This is a genomic window from Rhodococcus sp. NKCM2511 (assembly GCF_014905595.1).
Taxonomy (GTDB): Bacteria; Actinomycetota; Actinomycetes; order Mycobacteriales; family Mycobacteriaceae; genus Rhodococcoides; species Rhodococcoides fascians.
Genome location: NZ_BNHJ02000001.1, coordinates 3,450,761 through 3,467,712, shown reverse-complemented (window position 1 = coordinate 3,467,712; position 16,952 = coordinate 3,450,761). Strand labels below are relative to the sequence as shown.

General features: G+C 64.4%; 17 protein-coding genes, 1 tRNA gene and 1 other RNA gene. 6 read left to right on the top strand and 13 right to left on the bottom strand.

Going from position 1 to position 16,952, the window contains the following annotated elements; all coding sequences use genetic code 11:
• Nucleotides 1-5: 5 nt before the first annotated feature.
• The 5 genes from JLZ96_RS16235 to JLZ96_RS16215 form a co-directional block, all read right to left on the bottom strand.
• Complete coding sequence (locus JLZ96_RS16235) at nt 6-1,232, bottom strand: hypothetical protein (RefSeq protein ID WP_152530349.1); 1,227 nt, start codon at nt 1,230-1,232, stop codon at nt 6-8.
• A 34-nt stretch (nt 1,233-1,266) separates the two neighbouring features.
• The gene (locus JLZ96_RS16230) at nt 1,267-2,070 is read right to left on the bottom strand and encodes a transglutaminase family protein (protein WP_027494558.1); all 804 of its coding nucleotides are present in this window, start codon (nt 2,068-2,070) and stop codon (nt 1,267-1,269) included.
• A gap of 37 nt (nt 2,071-2,107) precedes the next feature.
• Nucleotides 2,108-2,761: a phosphate signaling complex protein PhoU gene (gene phoU / locus JLZ96_RS16225; protein WP_027494559.1), complete on the bottom strand. Its 654-nt coding sequence runs from the start codon at nt 2,759-2,761 to the stop codon at nt 2,108-2,110.
• A 221-nt stretch (nt 2,762-2,982) separates the two neighbouring features.
• Entirely contained in the window at nt 2,983-4,239 is a 1,257-nt protein-coding gene (locus tag JLZ96_RS16220; protein WP_236254122.1) for a lipase family protein, read from the bottom strand.
• Between the two features lie 161 nt (nt 4,240-4,400).
• On the bottom strand, nt 4,401-5,072 hold the full coding sequence (locus JLZ96_RS16215) for a TetR/AcrR family transcriptional regulator (protein ID WP_032392805.1): 672 nt from the start codon (nt 5,070-5,072) through the stop codon (nt 4,401-4,403).
• Nucleotides 5,073-5,177: 105 nt separating this feature from the next.
• Between JLZ96_RS16215 and JLZ96_RS16210 the strand changes: the two genes are divergently transcribed.
• Entirely contained in the window at nt 5,178-6,695 is a 1,518-nt protein-coding gene (locus JLZ96_RS16210; RefSeq protein WP_032364593.1) for a DHA2 family efflux MFS transporter permease subunit, read from the top strand.
• Nucleotides 6,696-6,749: 54 nt separating this feature from the next.
• Here JLZ96_RS16210 and JLZ96_RS16205 read toward each other — a convergent pair whose 3' ends face one another.
• Both JLZ96_RS16205 and ffs read right to left on the bottom strand, forming a co-directional pair.
• On the bottom strand, nt 6,750-8,036 hold the full coding sequence (locus tag JLZ96_RS16205; RefSeq protein WP_201010583.1) for an aminotransferase class I/II-fold pyridoxal phosphate-dependent enzyme: 1,287 nt from the start codon (nt 8,034-8,036) through the stop codon (nt 6,750-6,752).
• A gap of 54 nt (nt 8,037-8,090) precedes the next feature.
• Nucleotides 8,091-8,185, bottom strand: an RNA gene (gene ffs, locus JLZ96_RS16200) — signal recognition particle sRNA small type.
• A gap of 95 nt (nt 8,186-8,280) precedes the next feature.
• Between ffs and JLZ96_RS16195 the strand changes: the two genes are divergently transcribed.
• A tRNA-Ser gene (locus JLZ96_RS16195) sits at nt 8,281-8,368 on the top strand.
• A 258-nt stretch (nt 8,369-8,626) separates the two neighbouring features.
• On the opposite strand, the gene JLZ96_RS16190 is transcribed toward JLZ96_RS16195, so the two are convergent.
• Both JLZ96_RS16190 and JLZ96_RS16185 read right to left on the bottom strand, forming a co-directional pair.
• Nucleotides 8,627-9,373 carry a 3-hydroxybutyrate dehydrogenase gene (locus tag JLZ96_RS16190; RefSeq protein ID WP_032364595.1) on the bottom strand — a complete coding sequence of 249 codons (747 nt, stop codon included), beginning with the start codon at nt 9,371-9,373 and terminating at the stop codon, nt 8,627-8,629.
• Nucleotides 9,370-10,785 carry an MFS transporter gene (locus JLZ96_RS16185; RefSeq protein WP_027494565.1) on the bottom strand — a complete coding sequence of 472 codons (1,416 nt, stop codon included), beginning with the start codon at nt 10,783-10,785 and terminating at the stop codon, nt 9,370-9,372. The genes JLZ96_RS16190 and JLZ96_RS16185 overlap by 4 nt, the downstream gene beginning before the upstream one ends.
• A gap of 139 nt (nt 10,786-10,924) precedes the next feature.
• On the opposite strand from JLZ96_RS16185, the gene JLZ96_RS16180 reads away from it, so the two are divergent.
• Nucleotides 10,925-11,833 (top strand): LysR family transcriptional regulator, encoded by a 909-nt coding sequence (locus JLZ96_RS16180; protein WP_094644222.1) that lies wholly within the window; start codon nt 10,925-10,927, stop codon nt 11,831-11,833.
• A gap of 37 nt (nt 11,834-11,870) precedes the next feature.
• Nucleotides 11,871-12,593 (top strand): hypothetical protein, encoded by a 723-nt coding sequence (locus tag JLZ96_RS16175; protein WP_201010582.1) that lies wholly within the window; start codon nt 11,871-11,873, stop codon nt 12,591-12,593.
• 13 nt (nt 12,594-12,606) lie between these two features.
• Here the strand turns inward: JLZ96_RS16175 and JLZ96_RS16170 are convergent, their stop codons facing one another.
• The 3 genes from JLZ96_RS16170 to JLZ96_RS16160 form a co-directional block, all read right to left on the bottom strand.
• Entirely contained in the window at nt 12,607-13,224 is a 618-nt protein-coding gene (locus tag JLZ96_RS16170) for a dihydrofolate reductase family protein (RefSeq protein ID WP_032384115.1), read from the bottom strand.
• A 33-nt stretch (nt 13,225-13,257) separates the two neighbouring features.
• Nucleotides 13,258-14,124: an alpha/beta fold hydrolase gene (locus JLZ96_RS16165; RefSeq protein WP_201010581.1), complete on the bottom strand. Its 867-nt coding sequence runs from the start codon at nt 14,122-14,124 to the stop codon at nt 13,258-13,260.
• Between the two features lie 147 nt (nt 14,125-14,271).
• The gene (locus tag JLZ96_RS16160) at nt 14,272-14,862 is read right to left on the bottom strand and encodes a TetR/AcrR family transcriptional regulator (RefSeq protein ID WP_201010580.1); all 591 of its coding nucleotides are present in this window, start codon (nt 14,860-14,862) and stop codon (nt 14,272-14,274) included.
• A gap of 87 nt (nt 14,863-14,949) precedes the next feature.
• Between JLZ96_RS16160 and JLZ96_RS16155 the strand changes: the two genes are divergently transcribed.
• Together JLZ96_RS16155 and JLZ96_RS16150 are read left to right on the top strand one after the other, a co-directional pair.
• Nucleotides 14,950-15,384, top strand: a complete 435-nt coding sequence (locus JLZ96_RS16155; RefSeq protein WP_048316833.1) for a nuclear transport factor 2 family protein — start codon at nt 14,950-14,952, stop codon at nt 15,382-15,384.
• Complete coding sequence (locus JLZ96_RS16150; RefSeq protein WP_201010579.1) at nt 15,381-16,232, top strand: NAD(P)H-binding protein; 852 nt, start codon at nt 15,381-15,383, stop codon at nt 16,230-16,232. The genes JLZ96_RS16155 and JLZ96_RS16150 overlap by 4 nt, the downstream gene beginning before the upstream one ends.
• A gap of 67 nt (nt 16,233-16,299) precedes the next feature.
• Here the strand turns inward: JLZ96_RS16150 and JLZ96_RS16145 are convergent, their stop codons facing one another.
• A complete protein-coding gene (locus JLZ96_RS16145) occupies nt 16,300-16,950 on the bottom strand; it encodes a class I SAM-dependent methyltransferase (RefSeq protein ID WP_201010578.1) in 651 nt (216 codons plus the stop codon).
• Between the last annotated feature and the right edge of the window lie 2 nt (nt 16,951-16,952).

Here is a 16,952-nt window from a genome sequence, read left to right as displayed (position 1 = left end):
AGAGTTCAGTCGACCGAACCGGCTACAGCCAACGCGATTGCCTGCAGAAGTGGTCGGTCGACACTGGTTGCGCGAGCCGCGATCTGCACGTCCACTCGGGTGCCCGACGGTTTGACCAACGTGACGTCCTCGATCGGATCACCGTCGAGAGTCATTGCACTCGCGCCTGGGTTGTCGTCGCGGAATTGCGATCCGTCAGGCAATGTCAGCGCACCCCAGGGGTTTTCGGAGGGCTCGTAGTCCGCGTCGATCACTCTGATCGTCAGGGTGCCGTCGCCGACCATCACGGCTCCGCACGCTCCGGCCGATCCCGACGGGGAGGTTCGCATCGAGCCCAGCGGTCTGTCGAGTTCGATTGGAAGCTGGGCCGCTCGCCAGAACTCGTCCAGAGACGCGTTGAGGCGATCGACGGACTGAGACGAGAACTGCCCTGCGCCCTCGGAATTGGTGTCGCATGAAATCGGGAGCGGAGGCGTGTCGATCGGAACCGGTGTGGACCACAGCAACTCCGGCCGCAGCGCTATCGAGCGCAACTCCTCGATCGACAGTGGCACGGTACCGGTGGTCTCGAAATCGGCGTTTTGGTCGGATGATGACGCGACGACGACGGAACCATCGGGTGCGTACACGCGCGCGAAGTTGGTATGGGAGCGGTCTCCGTCGAATTCGTCCCAGGTGTCCCGCGTGTCGACGACAGTTCCGTCGGAGAGTGTTTCGCGAGCATCGAGCCAGCCGGCCTGGCAGGGCTTCGGACCGTCGTCGACGCGGGTGACGTTGACCGTCAGCGAACCTTCGACACCGTCGCGTGTGACCACCGCGTCCGCGGAGGTGCCGGGGTCGTATGCCGCGTCCGCGCTGGCTACCGGCTGGAAGACCAGCGGATCACCGCCGGGCGAGAACGACGAACCGGCAACGAGGGAAACCTGCGAGGGGAGAGCGCCGCGCACTGCGATCGACATTGCGTGCGCCTTCTTCGACGTCAGCCAAGGGTAAGCGGGATTGTCGTAGTTCTCCTGGCCTGATGTGAATACACCGTAGAACTGCTCTTCCTCGGGCGGCTCCACGGATTCGCACCCCGGAATGTCCACAGGGTATTCGACAGGCTCACTGACATATCCTGACTGCCCCATCGGCTGGTGGGTGAGACCTGCGGCAACGACACCGACGGCTACGACCACGCCGACGACGATCGCATCGGTCCACACACCACCACGCCGCAACGACATTCGCACGGGCCGCAGCCTAACGCGCCTCGAAGCGACCGGATCAGGTGATCGACACCAATTGGGTGATGTCGTCGAAGGGCAGCGGCCCATCCACGACGGCTCCGACGACAGCGCTGTTGAGGATGATCGATCCGCCGTGATTGTCGAGGAATGCGGTATCGGCTGCGTCGCGTCCGGTTGCGATACGCACCAGGGTCGATCGCGGCGCGAGGCAGGTGGCGTCGACCACTCGCCATTGTCCTTCGACGAAGGCTTCGGCGACTGCGTGGAAGTCCATCGGATCGCAGCCCGGCGCGTACACGGCCACGAGTCGAGCGGGCACGTTCACTGCGCGGAGCAGTGCGACGACGAGGTGGGTGTAGTCGCGGCATACTCCGGCACCGGCGAGGAGGGTGTCGACGGCACCGTCGATGGGGTCGCTGCTTCCGGGAACGTAGCTCAGCCGAGCTCCCACCCAGGACGACACCTCGGCGAGAAGCTTCTCCGACGGCGGGTACGAGCCGAATTCCGTTGCTGCGAAACCGAAGAACTTGTCTGCCTCGGCGTAGCGGCTCGGCCGCAGATACAGCGACAGGTCGTAATCGGACACCGGTGCCGGGTCGGTGTTGCCGTAGATCGTCGCCGAGTACGACGCTTCGAGCTTGCCGACGCCGGCGTGCAGCTTGTGGATGCGGGTGCCGTGCGCGCCACTGATTTCCTGCGCTTCGACGGGCTGGCCGTCGAGTGTGAACGAGAGTGCTTCCCACACTTCGGTTCCTGGATGCGGCGCGATCGCGATCTGAAACTCGAGGGTGCTGGCCTCGGTCACATCGACATCGAGGTACGCGGAGACGTCACGTTTCATCGTGCCGATCCTGCCATCTCCGAGCGGTTCTCGCAGACTAAGACTCGTCGGTGGGGCGCGCTCCGGTCACCAGGAAGATGACCCGTTTCGCGACCTCGACGGTGTGGTCGGAATACCGCTCGTAGAAGCGGCCGAGCAACGTGATGTCGACGGCGGCCGGTACACCGTGCGGCCAGTCGGGCGCGGAGGTCAACATGAACAGGCTGCGGTGCAGAGCGTCCATCTCCTCGTCCTGCGTTCGCAGACTCGCGGCGAGTTCGGCGTCCCGCGTCTCGAGCACCCGTTGGGTCGCCTCCGCTTGAGCGATGGCTACCCGACCCATCTCGGTGAACACGCCCTCGACCTCGGGCGGCAGCACATGCGCGGGGTGACGGCGGCGGGCCAGCTCCGCGATGTGCACCGCGAGTCCACCCATGCGCTGGAGGTCCGCCACGATGTTGATCCCGGATACGACACGGCGCAGATCGTGAGCAACCGGCGACTGTCGAGCGAGGAAAGCGAAGGCCTCGTGTTCCCATTCGACGGCGAGAGTGTCGATCTCTTCGCGGTACTCGATCGTCTGCTCGGCGAGCACGATGTCGGCGGTGAGCAGCGCGCGCGTGGCGTCAGCCATCGCTCGTTCCGCGATTCTCGACATTTCGGACAGCTCCGACGCCAACGTGTCGAGCGCCTCCGTGTAACTGTCCCGCATGTTCACTCACCCCAACCGCTCGACAGCCCAACCTCAGGGCATTGCAGGGCAGTACCCTGCTGCGCATCCTTCTACACCCTCACACCGCTGTGGGCTCGTTGGAGAACTCGACGGTGTGACGTCGGTCATGCCTGCTGAAAACGAATCGATGGCCGACATGGGAGGGAACGCCGAACGGCCCGCGCTCGGTGAGCGCGGGCCGTTCGATCATCGGTTGCCGATCAGCAATTCGACGGGGCGGGCACTCCGTAGAAGCGATCCTTGATCCAGCTCTGAGCTTCGCCGAGACCGAGGATGTCCGGGATCAGATGCCCGGCACCGGAACCCGGCACGATAGCCGGGACCTGCGCGGAACTGAGCTGCACTGTTGCACCCTTGCCGCACCAGTCGCCGGCCAGTTCGACGGCCTGACCGTGGGGCACAATGTCGTCGGAGGTTCCGGACTGGATCAGTACCGGGGCGTTCGGCGTACGCTCACCGATCTTGTTCTTGGCCAGGATTTCCTGCGCGACAGGCAACCTGTCCAGCACGACCGACAGCGGCTCGCCGGTCTTGGTGTACTCGTTGGTGCGGTGCAGCCCGACGTTCAGAATCGTCTCTCCGACACACTGATTCGCGACCAGGTTGAGCATGGCCTTGCCTGCGTCGTTGATGTTCTCGTCGACGATCGGCTGCAGACCGGGGTCGGAATTGAGTAGGCCGTTGAGGGTGTAGCCGATCACGCCGGTGAGGATGGTGCCGTCGACCTGTTCGAGGGTCTTCTTCAGATCCGCGGGCGGTGCTCCTGCGTAGGTGCCGACCAGGTCGAGTTCCGGGGCGTATTCGTCGGCGATCTCGGCCGCCGCTGCGGCAGCTCCGCCGCCCTGCGAGTAGCCGTAGGCCGCGACCGGGCCGTCGCCGGAGATCTTGGTGCCCTGCAGCTGCTGAGCTGCGCGGGCCGCGTCGAGCACGGCGTGGGCCTCGGACGCGCGGTTCACATAGGTGTGCGCGCCCGGCGTGCCGAGACCCTCGTAATCGGTGATCACGACGCCATAGCCCTGGGAGAGAAGCGAATACGCGGCCAGTACCTCGTACTCGACCATGAATCCGAGCGGCGGGGTGTAGGTGATGACGTTGTTGAGCATCTTCGACGGCGCGCACTGATCGCCCTGCCCCTGCGTTCCCGGTGCCAACACCACGAGCGGGCGCGGCCCCGGACCGGTCCACGGCGCGGCCGGGTCGATGTAGGTACCCGTGACGGCGTTGGCGTCGTCGTTGGAATCGGTGCTGCGGTACATGATTCGGGTTGCCTCACCCGGCAGGGTGCCGCCGATGCCCGGCACCGACAGCGCGAGATGCGAAGGCTCGGAACGAATCACGTCGCCCGCCGCGCCTGCAGGCAGCGGGCTCGGCGGAATGTAGAAGTCGGATTCGACGGTCGAACCCGTCGACGGTGCTGCCGACACGGCCGGCGCAGTCACCCCCATGAACACTGCCATCACTGCCACGGCCGAACCGAAGACACGCGTCGAACGCAAATCGAACCCCCAACGTCTGAACACCTGCTGCCAGGTGTGCGCTACCCCGCGTAGCACTTACCGTGACGCACCTTACGTGACGGCGCACACAACGTACAGACCGAAGTTGGACGAATCACCAGTCAGCGGCGGCGACCGTGCATGGCCGCCTTCGCCGTATCCACTTCGTCGTCGGTGAAGGGACGTCCGGGGAGATCCGATCGGGGTACCGAATCACCGCGCAGGCCGTCGAGCAGCACCGTGAAGTACCGACGCCAGTTCGCGGGATCGACATGACTGGAGAATTCGACGGTCGAGCCGATCATCCCCAGCACCGGATAGAAGTCGGTGACGGCCACATCGGGACGCAGCTGACCGGATTCGAGGGCGCGATCGACGATTTTCGCGAAGAACGGATCGATCCGTCGGCGCATCTCCGCGATGCCGCGGCACCCCTCGTCCGACCCGAGGACCACATCACCGAGGCCGCGGTCGGACGCCATTTCCTCGCATACGTCCGAGAGAAAGCCCACCAACCCACTCCAGGGATCTTCCGCTTCGAGGGCGCGTTCGGCACTGGCGAGCATTCCTTCGAGGCGCTGCTCGAAGACGCCGTCGATGAGCTCTTCCTTGCACGAGAAGCGGCGATAGACGGTGCCGACGCCCACCTTGGCGTGCGCGGCGACGTCGTCGAGCGTGATGTCGATACCGCGGGAAGCGAACAGCTCGCGAGCCGCGTCCACGATGCGGCGTCGGTTGCGTTCGGCATCTGCCCGTAGGGGCTTCGATGCCGCTGTGTCCGCTCTCACACTCATTCGATGTCCGTTTCACCCGATAAGCGGAGGACATTCCTCCACTTAGCTGCTACCTTTGCCCTACAACCGGAGGATACACCTCCGCATAGTCGAACCGAGGACACCATGACCACCCTTTCATCGGAGAACGTGGACGGCGCAACGTCGACCACGACGCCGGCGGACGAGCGTGCGCACCGGAATCGCTGGTTGATTCTCGCCACTCTCGGACTGGCCCAGCTCATGGTCGTGCTCGACGCGACCATCGTGAACATCGCACTCCCCGCCGCCCAGCTCGATCTGGGCTTCGACAACGCCGACCGCTCCTGGGTCGTCACCGCCTACGCACTCGCGTTCGGCAGCCTGTTGCTCCTCGGTGGACGCCTGAGCGACCTCTTCGGTCGACGAAACACCTTCCTCATCGGCCTCGTCGGCTTCGCGCTGATGTCGGCAGTGGGCGGCGCGGCCGTCAACTTCGGCATGCTCGTCGCAGCCCGCGCCGGTCAGGGCGTCTTCGGCGCACTGCTGGCACCCGCGGCTCTGTCACTGCTGGCCACCACCTTCACCGACACCAAGGAACGCGCCAAGGCCTTCGGCATCTTCGGTGCCATCGCCGGCGGCGGCGGCGCACTGGGTCTGCTGCTCGGCGGCATGCTCACCGAGTGGGCCAACTGGCGCTGGAGCCTGTACGTCAACCTGATCTTCGCTGCGCTCGCCTTCGTCGGAGCCTTCCTGTTCCTGGCCAAGCACAAGGTCGACGTCCGACCCAAGCTCGACATCCCCGGAACGATCGCCGTCTCCGCCGCGCTGTTCTCGATCGTCTACGGCTTCGCCCACGCCGAGTCCGACGGCTGGAGCAACCCCGTCACCCTCGGCTTCCTCGCGGCAGGTGTCGTTCTTCTCGCCGTCTTCGTAACCATCCAGAATCGCGTCGAACACCCCCTGCTGCCGTTGCGCATCGTTCTGGACCGCACCCGGGCCGGATCATTCCTCGCGGTGTTCGTCACCGGCGCAGGCATGTTCGCGGTGTTCCTGTTCCTGACCTACTACCTGCAGAGCACGCTGAAGTACACCCCGATCACCACCGGGTTCGCGTTCATGCCGATGATCGCGTCGCTGATCCTCACCGCGACACTGTCGACGGCACTGATCCTCCCCCGGTTCGGGCCGCGCATCCTGATGACAACCGGCCTGGTCGTCGCGTCGATCGGCATGGGACTGCTCACCCAGATTGATCTGGACAGCAGCTACGTCACCCACATCCTGCCCGGCTTGATCATCATGGGTCTCGGACTCGGTGCCACCATGGCACCGGCCATGCAGGGCGCAATCTCCGGCGTCGCTCCGGACGACTCCGGCGTCGCGTCGGCAACGGTGAACACCATGCAACAGGTGGGCGGCTCGATCGGTACGGCACTGCTCAGCACCGTGGCAGCCAACGCCGCCACCAGCTACGTCAGCTCCAACATGGCGACGGCAACCGATGCAGCTCTGCTGCAGGCCAACGCCGAAATCGCCAGCTACACGACCACCTTCTGGTGGGCGTCGGGCATCTTCCTACTGGGCGCGGTGCTCTCGGCCACGCTCCTGAAGAAGGGGCCGTTGCCCTCCGCTCCCGAGGGTGCGGTCGTCGTCGGGCATTAGTGCGCTCCGCGCAGTGGTGTGGTTATGCGCCCCCTGAGGCACATAACCACACCACTAGCCTTCGAGCAGCTTCTCCGTCGCGGCCAGCAGAACGCAGGTTGCGACGCCGTCCATCGACTTCTCCAGCTCACCGAGCGACGGGAAGCTCGGGGCGAGGCGAATGTTCTTGTCTTCCGGATCTTTTCCGTACGGGAAGGCCGAGCCGGCGGCCGTCAGAGCAATTCCGGCGTCCTTGGCCAGCGCGATCGACCGCGCGGCCGTGCCTTCGAGCACGTCGAGGCTGATGAAGTAACCACCCTTGGGTTCGGTCCACGACGCGATCTTCGAGGCACCGAGCCGGTCCTCGAGAATCTGCTGCACCAGCGCGAACTTGGGCTTCAGAATCTCGCGATGCTTGGCCATGTGAGCCCGCACCCCCTCGGCGTCACCGAAGAATCGCAGGTGCCGTAGCTGGTTGAGCTTGTCCGGTCCGATGCTCTTCTTACCGAGGTGCTTCTGATACCAGGCAAGGTTCTCCTCGGAACTGCCGAAGAAGCTGACGCCCGCACCGGCGAACGTGACCTTCGACGTCGAGGCGAACACGAACGCGCGATTGGGGAAACCGGCCTCCGCCGCCATCCCGATGACGTCATGGGACGGCGCGAACTCCTCGGTCAGCGGATGCACCGCGTAGGCGTTGTCCCAGAACAGACGGAAATCAGGCGCAGCAGCAGGCATGGTGGCCAGCGCGCGAACGACTTCCTCCGAGTAGACGGCTCCGGTGGGGTTGGCGTAGTTCGGCACCACCCACATGCCCTTGATCTGCGGATCCGACGCCACCAAGTTGGCAATCTCGTGCACATCGGGTCCGTCGGGACCCATCGGCACCGAAATCATCTCGATGCCGAAGCTCTCGGTGATCGCGAAGTGACGGTCGTAGCCGGGGGCCGGGCACAGGAAGCGAACGTTCGGCTCCGCCGACCACGGGCGCGGCGAATCCGACAGCCCGTGCAGCAGAGCCCAGACCACCAGGTCCTGCATGATCTCGAGGCTGGCGTTGTTACCGGCCACCAGGTTCTTCACCGGGATGCCGAGCAACTCGCCGAAGATGGCACGCAATTCCGGCAGACCCGCAAGGCCACCGTAGTTGCGGCAATCGGTGCCGTTGCCGTCCTTGTAGTCCGCGCCGGGGAGCGTCAACAGCTCGGCAGCGAGATCGAGCTGCTCGGGCGACGGCTTGCCGCGGGTGAGATCCAGCTTCAGATTCTCGGCTTTGAGCTGCGTGTACTTCGCGCTCTGCCGCTCGTGCTCGGAGGCGAGCTCCTCATGGTTCATCAGACCCAACTGGGTTTGCGCTGGCATGCGGAGCGGCCTCTCGGTGACTGGGTTCCCCGGACAGTGTCTATGTCACTGAAATAAAGGGGACCCCGCGCACCCGGCAGAGCCCATTGACCCTTGCTGCCTTCCGGCCCTGGGGGAGTTCACAGGATGCGCGCCGCGCGGGATCCGTTAGGAAGTGTAGCCGCCTCCCGTCGGGCAACGCATCACCACCCTTCGCGCCTCCCGATTTGGGAGTTGGTGGGGGTAACCGGGTAAGCTCCCCCACGGAGGATTCGCCTAGTGGCCTATGGCGCTCGCCTGGAACGCGGGTTGGGTTAACGCCCTCAGGGGTTCAAATCCCCTATCCTCCGCCAAAGAAGCCCCCGTGACCTGTCACGGGGGCTTCTTGCTGTTCGGGGAGGGGTGCTCCGGCTCGCGCCCACCCGTCTCCCGATCAGCCCACCCGTCTCCGGATCAATGGGCGTTCGAGTCCGTCTGAGTGCAACAAAGCCGCATTCATCCGGTGGGGTGCGGCGACCCGATCCGGATGAATGCGGCTTTGTTGCAATCTGAGCGACTGAAACCCACATTGATCCCAAAGTGGGGGGCGCAGCAGACGGGCGGCACCGAATTCAACGAGCCGACCAACCACCGTCCATGGTGTACGACGCCCCGGTGACCATTCCTGCGTTCTCGGAGGTCAGCCATCCCACCAGTGAGGCGACTTCGGCGGGTTCGACGAGTCTTTTGATGGCGGCCTCGGTCAGCAGCACCTTTTCGAGTACTTCGTCCTCGGGGATGTCGTGCGCCTTGGCTTGATCGGCGATCTGTTTTTCGACCAGCGGTGTGCGGACGTATCCCGGGTTGACGCAGTTGCTCGTCACGCCGTGCGCGGCACCTTCGAGGGCTGTCACTTTCGACAGTCCTTCGAGTGCGTGTTTGGCGGTGACGTAGGCGACCTTGAATTCCGATGCGCGCAGTCCGTGTACCGACGACAGATTGATGACTCGGCCGAACCGGCGTGCATACATCCCAGGCAGCGCCGCACGAATCAGCAGGAACGGTGCCTCCACCATCAGCGTCTGAATGCGGCGGAACGCGCCCGGGTCGAAGTCGACGATCGGTGCGACGGTTTGGATACCCGCATTGTTGACGAGAATGTCGACGTCCAACCGAAGGTCGTCCAGCGCGGTGGTGTCGAGCAGATCGACCGACCACACCTCGCCGTCGAGCTCGGCCGCCAATTCCTTTGCTGCGACGTCGTTCACGTCGGCGATGGTGACGCGGGCACCGCGGCCGGCGAGCTCACGCGCGCACGCGGCCCCGATGCCGGACGCTCCCCCGGTGACGAGGGCGGAGCGTCCGGTCAGGTCGGTCACCGCTTTACACTCGGATCGAGCAGACCGGCCTTCGCCAGCTCGGCTTCGGTGGCCAGGTTCTTGGCGTCGGCAATGTCGATGCTTTCGAGCGCCAATCCCTTTGTCTCCCTGGCTACGACGACGGCAACCACGGTGATCGCGCAGGCCACGGCCAAGTACACCGCGATCGGCACGGACGAGCCGTAGATGTCGAGCAGCTTCACCGCGATGATCGGGGCCAGCGAGCCGGCGACGATCGAGGTGACCTGATAGCCGAGGGACACACCGGAATACCGCATCCGCGTCGGGAACATCTCGGCCATGATGGCCGGCTGCGTGGCGTACATGAAGGCGTGGAACATCAAGCCGATGATGATGGCCAGCAAGATCACGACGTTGTGGCCGCTGTTCATCATCGGGAAGGCGAAGAAGCCCCACGTTGCCGCGGTGAGGGCACCGGCGAAGTACACCGGACGGCGGCCGATGCGGTCGGCGAGCCTGCCCACCAACGGAATTGTGCAGAAGTGGATCGCGTGGGCGATGAGCATCCACCACAGGATCGTGGAGGTGTCGGTGCCGACCTCCACCTTGAGGTAGGTGATGGAGAAGGTGACGACGAGGTAGTACATGACGTTCTCACCGAAGCGCAGGCCCATTGCGGTGAATACGCCGCGCGGGTAACGCTTGACGACCTCGAAGACGCCGTACGACGCGGCCTTGATGACCTCGGCCTGCTTGTGTGCCTCGATGAAGATCGGGGCGTCGGAGACCTTGGTGCGGATGTAGTAGCCGACGAAAACGATGACGGCAGAGAGCCAGAACGCGACGCGCCAGCCCCAGCTGAGGAACGCTTCGTCGGACAGGGTTGTCGTCAGGACGAGCAGTGCGACGGTGGCGAGGAGGTTACCGGCGGGCACGCCTGCCTGCGGCCAGCTGGCCCAGAATCCGCGGCTCTTGTTCGGGCTGTGTTCTGCGACAAGGAGAACCGCGCCGCCCCATTCGCCGCCGACGGCGAAGCCCTGAATGAATCGCAGGGTGACCAGCAGTGCCGGTGCCCAGTAGCCGATGGCCTCGAATGTCGGTAGGCAGCCCATGAGGAACGTGGCTCCGCCGACGAGGACGAGGCTGAACTGCAGCAGCTTCTTTCGGCCGTACTTGTCGCCGTAGTGTCCGAAGACGATGCCGCCCAGGGGTCGTGCGACGAAGCCGACGGCGTAGGTGACGAAGGCCGCGAGGATGGCGTCGAGCTCACTGGTTCCGGCCGCGAAGAAGATCTTGCTGAACACCAGTGTGGCGGCGGTTCCGTAGAGAAAGAACTCGTACCACTCGACGATGGTGCCGGCCATCGATGCTCCGACGACCTTCTTCAGGCCGGTGGGGGTGGCATCGGGGTCCGGCTCGGACCTTTCTGCCAGCGGTCGGTCGACGCTCATAGCTTCTCCTGTGTTGCTCGGCACTGCGTGCTCGTGTTTGTGACAGACCACACATGTAGCGGGGTTGGTCTGAGTATTGGTGCAGATCTTTTTCTGCGCAAGAGGCATGGACGCAGGTTCGATCTGCAAAACTGCACACATGACACGCGGTGACGGGAAGGTTCCCAGTGCCGACGACCTGCTGGTGCTGCTCGCCGTCAGTCGAACCGGACGCTACAGCTCCGCTGCCGACGACCTCGGCATCAACCACACGACCATCTCCCGACGCATCGCCGCACTCGAGGACACCCTCGGCGGACGAGTGCTCACCCGTGCCGGCGGAGGTTGGGAACTGACCCAACTGGGGCACGGCGCACTGGCCGCTGCCGAGGCCGTCGAAAACGCGCTGCAGACGCTGGTCTCGAGCGACGCGGGCGCGCTGAAGGGCGTCGTACGCATCTCGGCCACGGACGGTTTCAGTGCTTACATCGCAGCTCCTGCGGCTGCTCGCGTGCAACGCACCCATCCGCTGGTGTCGGTGGAGATCGTCGCCACCACCAGACGTGCGTCGAGGCAACGGTCCGGACTGGACATCGAGATCGTCGTCGGACAACCGCAGGTGCATCGCGCGGAGGCCATCCGGCTCGGCGACTACGTGCTGGGTCTGTACGCGTCGCAGACCTACGTGGACGAGCACGGCACGCCGCAGGTGCCGGCCGACCTCGCCGCCCATCCCTTCATCTACTTCATCGACTCGATGCTGCACGTCGACGATCTGGATCTGGCCCCCAACTTCACTCCGACGATGCGCGAATCGGTGACGTCGACCAACGTCTTCGTCCACGTCGAGGCCACACGAGCCTCGGCGGGCATCGGATTGTTGCCGTGTTTCATGGCCGACCGACATCCCGACCTGCAACGAATCCTGCCCGACGCCATCGCGGTGACACTGACCTACTGGCTCGTCACCCGCACCGAAACTCTCAGACGCCCCGAAGTGTCCGCGGTGATCGACGCGATTCGTGCGGTGGTCACCGAACAACGCTCGGCTCTGCTGGGTGAGAAATGAACGCACGAAACCTACGTCCGACTAGGAGAGTCCCCTGATGTCCGATATCGACTTCTATTTCGATCCGGTATGCCCGTTCGCGTGGATGACCAGTAAATGGGTTCGCAAGGTTCAAGCCCAGCGCGATTACACCGTCGACTGGCGGTTCATCTCGCTTCGCCTGCTCAACTCCCACATCGACTACGACGCCCATTTCCCGCCCGAGTACGAAGCCGGCCACACCGCGGGTCTGCGACTGTTGCGGGCCGCTGCCTCTGTTCGTCGTGAGCATGGGTCGGACGCTGTCGGGCCGCTGTATCAGGCCCTCGGAACGCACATCTTCGACACCGAGGCGGTGCCCGACGACGCTGCGAGCCACGGACATCGCGGCACCGCGGCATTCCTCGGGCCGGTCCTCGAGGAAGTCGGGCTGCCCACCCATCACACTGCAGCACTGGACGATTCCACGATCGACGACGAGATCCGGGCCGAAACCGATCATGCGCTGTCGCTGACCGGTAAGGACGTCGGCACACCCATCATCGCCTTCGAGCCGCCGGACGGTGTCGCATTCTTCGGCCCGGTGATCAGCCGACTACCCAGCGACGAAGAAGCAGTACTGCTGTGGGACAACGTGATCGGACTCGCACGATTCCCTGGATTTGCCGAGATGAAGCGCAGCATGCGTGAACTCCCCCAGTTGAAGGCACTGGGGGTGACGGAGGACGAGGTTGGCGTGCAACAGGATTGGCACGGCGGGAGCCGACGGCAGAAGAAGTGAATTGCCCTCCGATCTAGTCGGTCAGTACGTCGTCCATGTTGCCGACGTCCGGGGTCCCGGTGTCGAGGCCGTACCGCAGGTAGACGGTGCCCTTGCCGTCGACGGCCGGTGGCTCGAGCAGCGTCAGATTGCTGGGCACGGTGCCGTCGGCGAACACCTTCTTTCCCACTCCGAGAAGGATGGGATGCACCCACAGATCGAGTCGATCGAAGAGCTTCTCGCGCAACAGGGTCTGCACCAGATCGAGACTTCCGACCACCTTGATATTGTCGTGTCGATCTCGGATCTCACGCACGGCTCCGGCCAGGTCCGGTCCGAGCTGGGTCGAACCGTTCCACAGCAGATCGGGTGTGCCGCGGGAGGCCACGTATTTCGGGATCGTGTTGAACAACGTTGCGAACGAATCGTGTTGGTGCGGCCAGTACGCGGCGAAGATGTCGTAGGTGCGCCGCCCGAGCAGGAGCGCATCCGTGCCCTCGTAAGCGGCGGCGACCTGCGCCCCCGAAACCTGGTCGAGCAGAGGAGCCTGCCAGCCGCCGAAGGGAAAGTTCTCGGGGTCTTCCTCTGGGCTTCCGGGTGATTGCGCGACGAGGTCGAGGGTGGCGAACAGCTCCAACGTGATGAGGCCCATGATTACTCCTGGTTCTGTAGGACGAAAGCTTCTTCAGCTCAATACTTTCCGAAGTTTTTCGGCAAATTCGGTCGGCTTTCCCATCTGACCGAATTCACCGCCGAGGAAGCCCGAGTGGCCACCGGGAAAAACGATCGGCTCCGATCCGAGGGTCGATGCAGTGGAATATGCTGCGCGAGCGGCGATGTGACCGTCCTCGGGACCGCCGGATTCTTCGCCGACTCCGATCACGACCGTGGTGGGAGCAGCACGCACCGCGTCGACGTCGGGCGCGAACTCGACTCCGCCGCCTCGCATGTTGGACATCAGGGCGTCGTCGCGGGTTCCGTCGTCCTCGGCCGAGAAGCCGAACTGCGCCGGGTCCGGTGCCGGGCGATCGAAGAACGTGTTGTCGATGGGGCCTGCGTGCATGAGCAACGCCATGAACTGGGCCATGGCCGGACCGCGGCCGTGAGCGTCGTATGCGGCCACCATGTTTGCGCACACGGTCGCGATGTTCTCGCGGTCCGGCAGGGTGCCTCCGGCGGGTGGTTCGTGGGCCACCAACATCCGAACGTCGGACGGGTATCTGCTGACGAGTACCAGCGCATTGACCGCACCCCCGCTCGAGGCGAATACATCGACCGGCCCATGGCCGACGGCGGTGAGCACTGCGTGCAGGTCGTCGGCATGCTGGCCGAAGGTGACCGCGGCGGTCGTGTCGTCTCGTCGACTGCGTCCGACATTTCTCGGGTCGTACGTGACGACCACTCGGTCGCGGAAGTGCGATGCCAACGTCCCGAACCCGCTCGCATCCATCGGTGAGCCGATCAGCACCAAGGGAGTGACCCCGGGCTCGAGTTCGCCGATCACGTCGTACGTCAGGGTCGCACCGGGAACGGAAACTGTCTGTGTCGTCATGCTGGTGTGGACCTGGGTCTGCGCGAAAACTCACCGGCTAGTCGTAGAGAACCGCAGTTCCCGTCTGTCTCAACTTCTCCAGACCGTCTCGGAAACGCTGCAGGTACTCGGGCGAGCCCGGGACCAGAAAATCACCGGAGCCCAGGATCATGCGTTGCTGAACGCGCCGATCAGCGCGGTGGCCACCTCGTCGAGGTACGCCGAATCCACCTCGACTCCACGCACGGCAAAGCGCCAATAGACAGTGCCTGCAAGAAGATCGAGCGCCAGCTCGAGATCGAACCCGGCCGCCATCTCCCCGCGGTCGATCGCTCGCTCGAACACTCTGATCGCACGCTCACGTCGTGGAATTCCGATCAGCTCCATGTGCAACTGTGCCAGCCTCGGAGTCCGAGCCGATTCTGCGACGAGATCAGGAAAAATCCGGGCGAATCTCGGGTCTCCTATCCACTCCATCAGGTTGTCGAGCGTCGCGCGCAGGTCTCCGTACAGCGAGCCGGTGTCGGGAATCCGAGAAATGTCGACGCTGAACTCGGATAACACCGACACCACCATGTCAACTTTGGACGGCCAACGTCTATACAACGCACTCTTACCGACGCCCGCGCGCTTGGCGACGCCTTCCATCGACAGTCGCCCGAACCCGAGTTCGGCGAATTCATCGAGCACCGCTTCCGTGATCGCACGGGTCACATCCGGCTGAAACACCGCGGCACCCGTCGCCTTCCGTGGACTCATACGACCAACTGTAACAAATGGACGATACGGTACCGTCCAGTGTACGTTTGGATGAGACGCAACCGTATCGTCCACTGAAGGAGACCCATGAAACCTACCGACGTCGTCCACACTGCGTTGCAGCACTTGCAGGCGCACGACATGAGTGCGTTCGCCGACCTGTGGGCGGTCGACGGCGTCATCGTCTTTCCTTTTGCAGCAGCGGGATACCCGCGCCGCGTAGAAGGTCGCGCCGCAATTCACGAATACATGCGTGGATATCCCGAAATTCTCGACATACGGACAATCACGTCGCCGACGATCCATGAAACCGCCGACGCGGAGGTAGTCGTGGTCGAGTTCGAGGCTGCCGGCGTCGTTCCTGCGACAGGTAAGCCGTACGAACTCGCATACATCGCTGTCATCACCGTGCGCGACGGCGCAATCACCACGTACAAGGACTATTGGAGTCCACTCGCCGCCGCGGAAGCCCTCGGTTCGGTCGACGACGTCACAGCGGCCTTCGCGGGTGACCGCGCATGAGCGACGTCCTGGTTCTCGGCTCGACGGGAACGACCGGAAGCCGGGTTACTCAGCTTCTCCACGAGCGAGGGGCGCAGTATCGAGCGGCGTCTCGTACACCCACGTCCGCAGAACAGATCGAATTCGACTGGCTCGACCACGGTACCCATGCAGCTGCATTGGACGGCGTCCGAGCGGTCTATCTCGTTGCGCCCGTCGGTGTAGCCGATCCACTACCTCTCGTTCGACAATTCCTGAAACAGGCTCTGCAACAGGGTGTTCGACGCGTCGTCGCGCTGAGCTCGTCCGCACTCGATCGTGGTGCGCCCGGACTCGGCAAGATTCACGACGCGGTGGCGACCGAGATACCCGAATGGGCAGTCCTCCGACCGAGCTGGTTCATGCAGAACTTCCGCGGCAGCAGCGCTCTCGCGGCAGGAGTCAGTGCGGGCGAGACCGTATCCGCAACCGGGGACGGACGGATCGGCTTCGTCGATGCGGGCGACATCGCCGCCGTCGCCGTGCACGCACTGCTGGACGAGCAGTCGCACAACACCGACCACATCATCACTGGACCCGAGGCGCTCAGTTACTCCGACGCGGCGCGAATCATCGCCAACCACACCGGAAAACCTCTGCGCCACAGATCGATCTCCGTCGACGAGTTGGCACAGCTACACATCGACGGCGGCCTCCCTCCCGAGTACGCGCCGATCCTGGCGGCGCTGGATGCGGCCATCGCAACGGGCTCCGAGGATCGCGTCACCGATGTCGTCGCACGCATCGCCGGCAGAGCGCCGCGTAGCTTCGAGCACTTCGTCGCGGGAACATTCCCACCCTTCGGCCGCAGCCCGGGTCGTCGGCCATGAGCACGGTCCGAGCTGTAGCGCAGCCTGCGTCAGCTACCCAACTGAAGGCAACGCAGGCGAGCACCGCTCAGGATTTCCGCTCCCCGGGGCGGGCACCGACAGTCCCGACGCGAATCTGGATATGGCCTCCGCGGACAGTGCGGGCCGAAAGATTTTGCAGCAGTGGCGTCATCGCCGTCCATGGATGCGCCTCGATATCCGCCCCTCCCAGTCGACACGCAAGCTTCGCGAGCGGCGTCCACGCAGCGGCTCGTCCGACGGGCCGCTGCATGTCGACGACGGCCACGACGCCGCCCACCCGTGTAGCCGAGATCATCGATTCGAGCGCCGCCTGCCATGGCGCCATCAATGACAGCGCGTAGGTGCTCAACGCCGCATCGAACGGGACCTGCTCCCCCAGATCAGCGGACGTCAGGGCGGTGGCGTCGGCGGGGATCAATGTGACATTCATCCACCCCGCGCGGGCAGCTCGAAGTCGCGCCTGTTCGAGCATCTGCGGGCTGGCGTCGATTCCGGTGATCGAGCCGGTCGGGCCGATCATCCGCTGCAACCCGGCGAAGTTCAGCCCCGTCCCGCAGCCGAGGTCCAGAACATGGCTCCCTACAGGCAGATTCATCAGCTCGAACGCCGCCTCCCGTCCGGCTCGATACACCGGCCATTCGGCGGAGATCACGTCGTACAGGCGCGCCGAGAAGGTGTACTTGGTCGGTCGTCTCATCT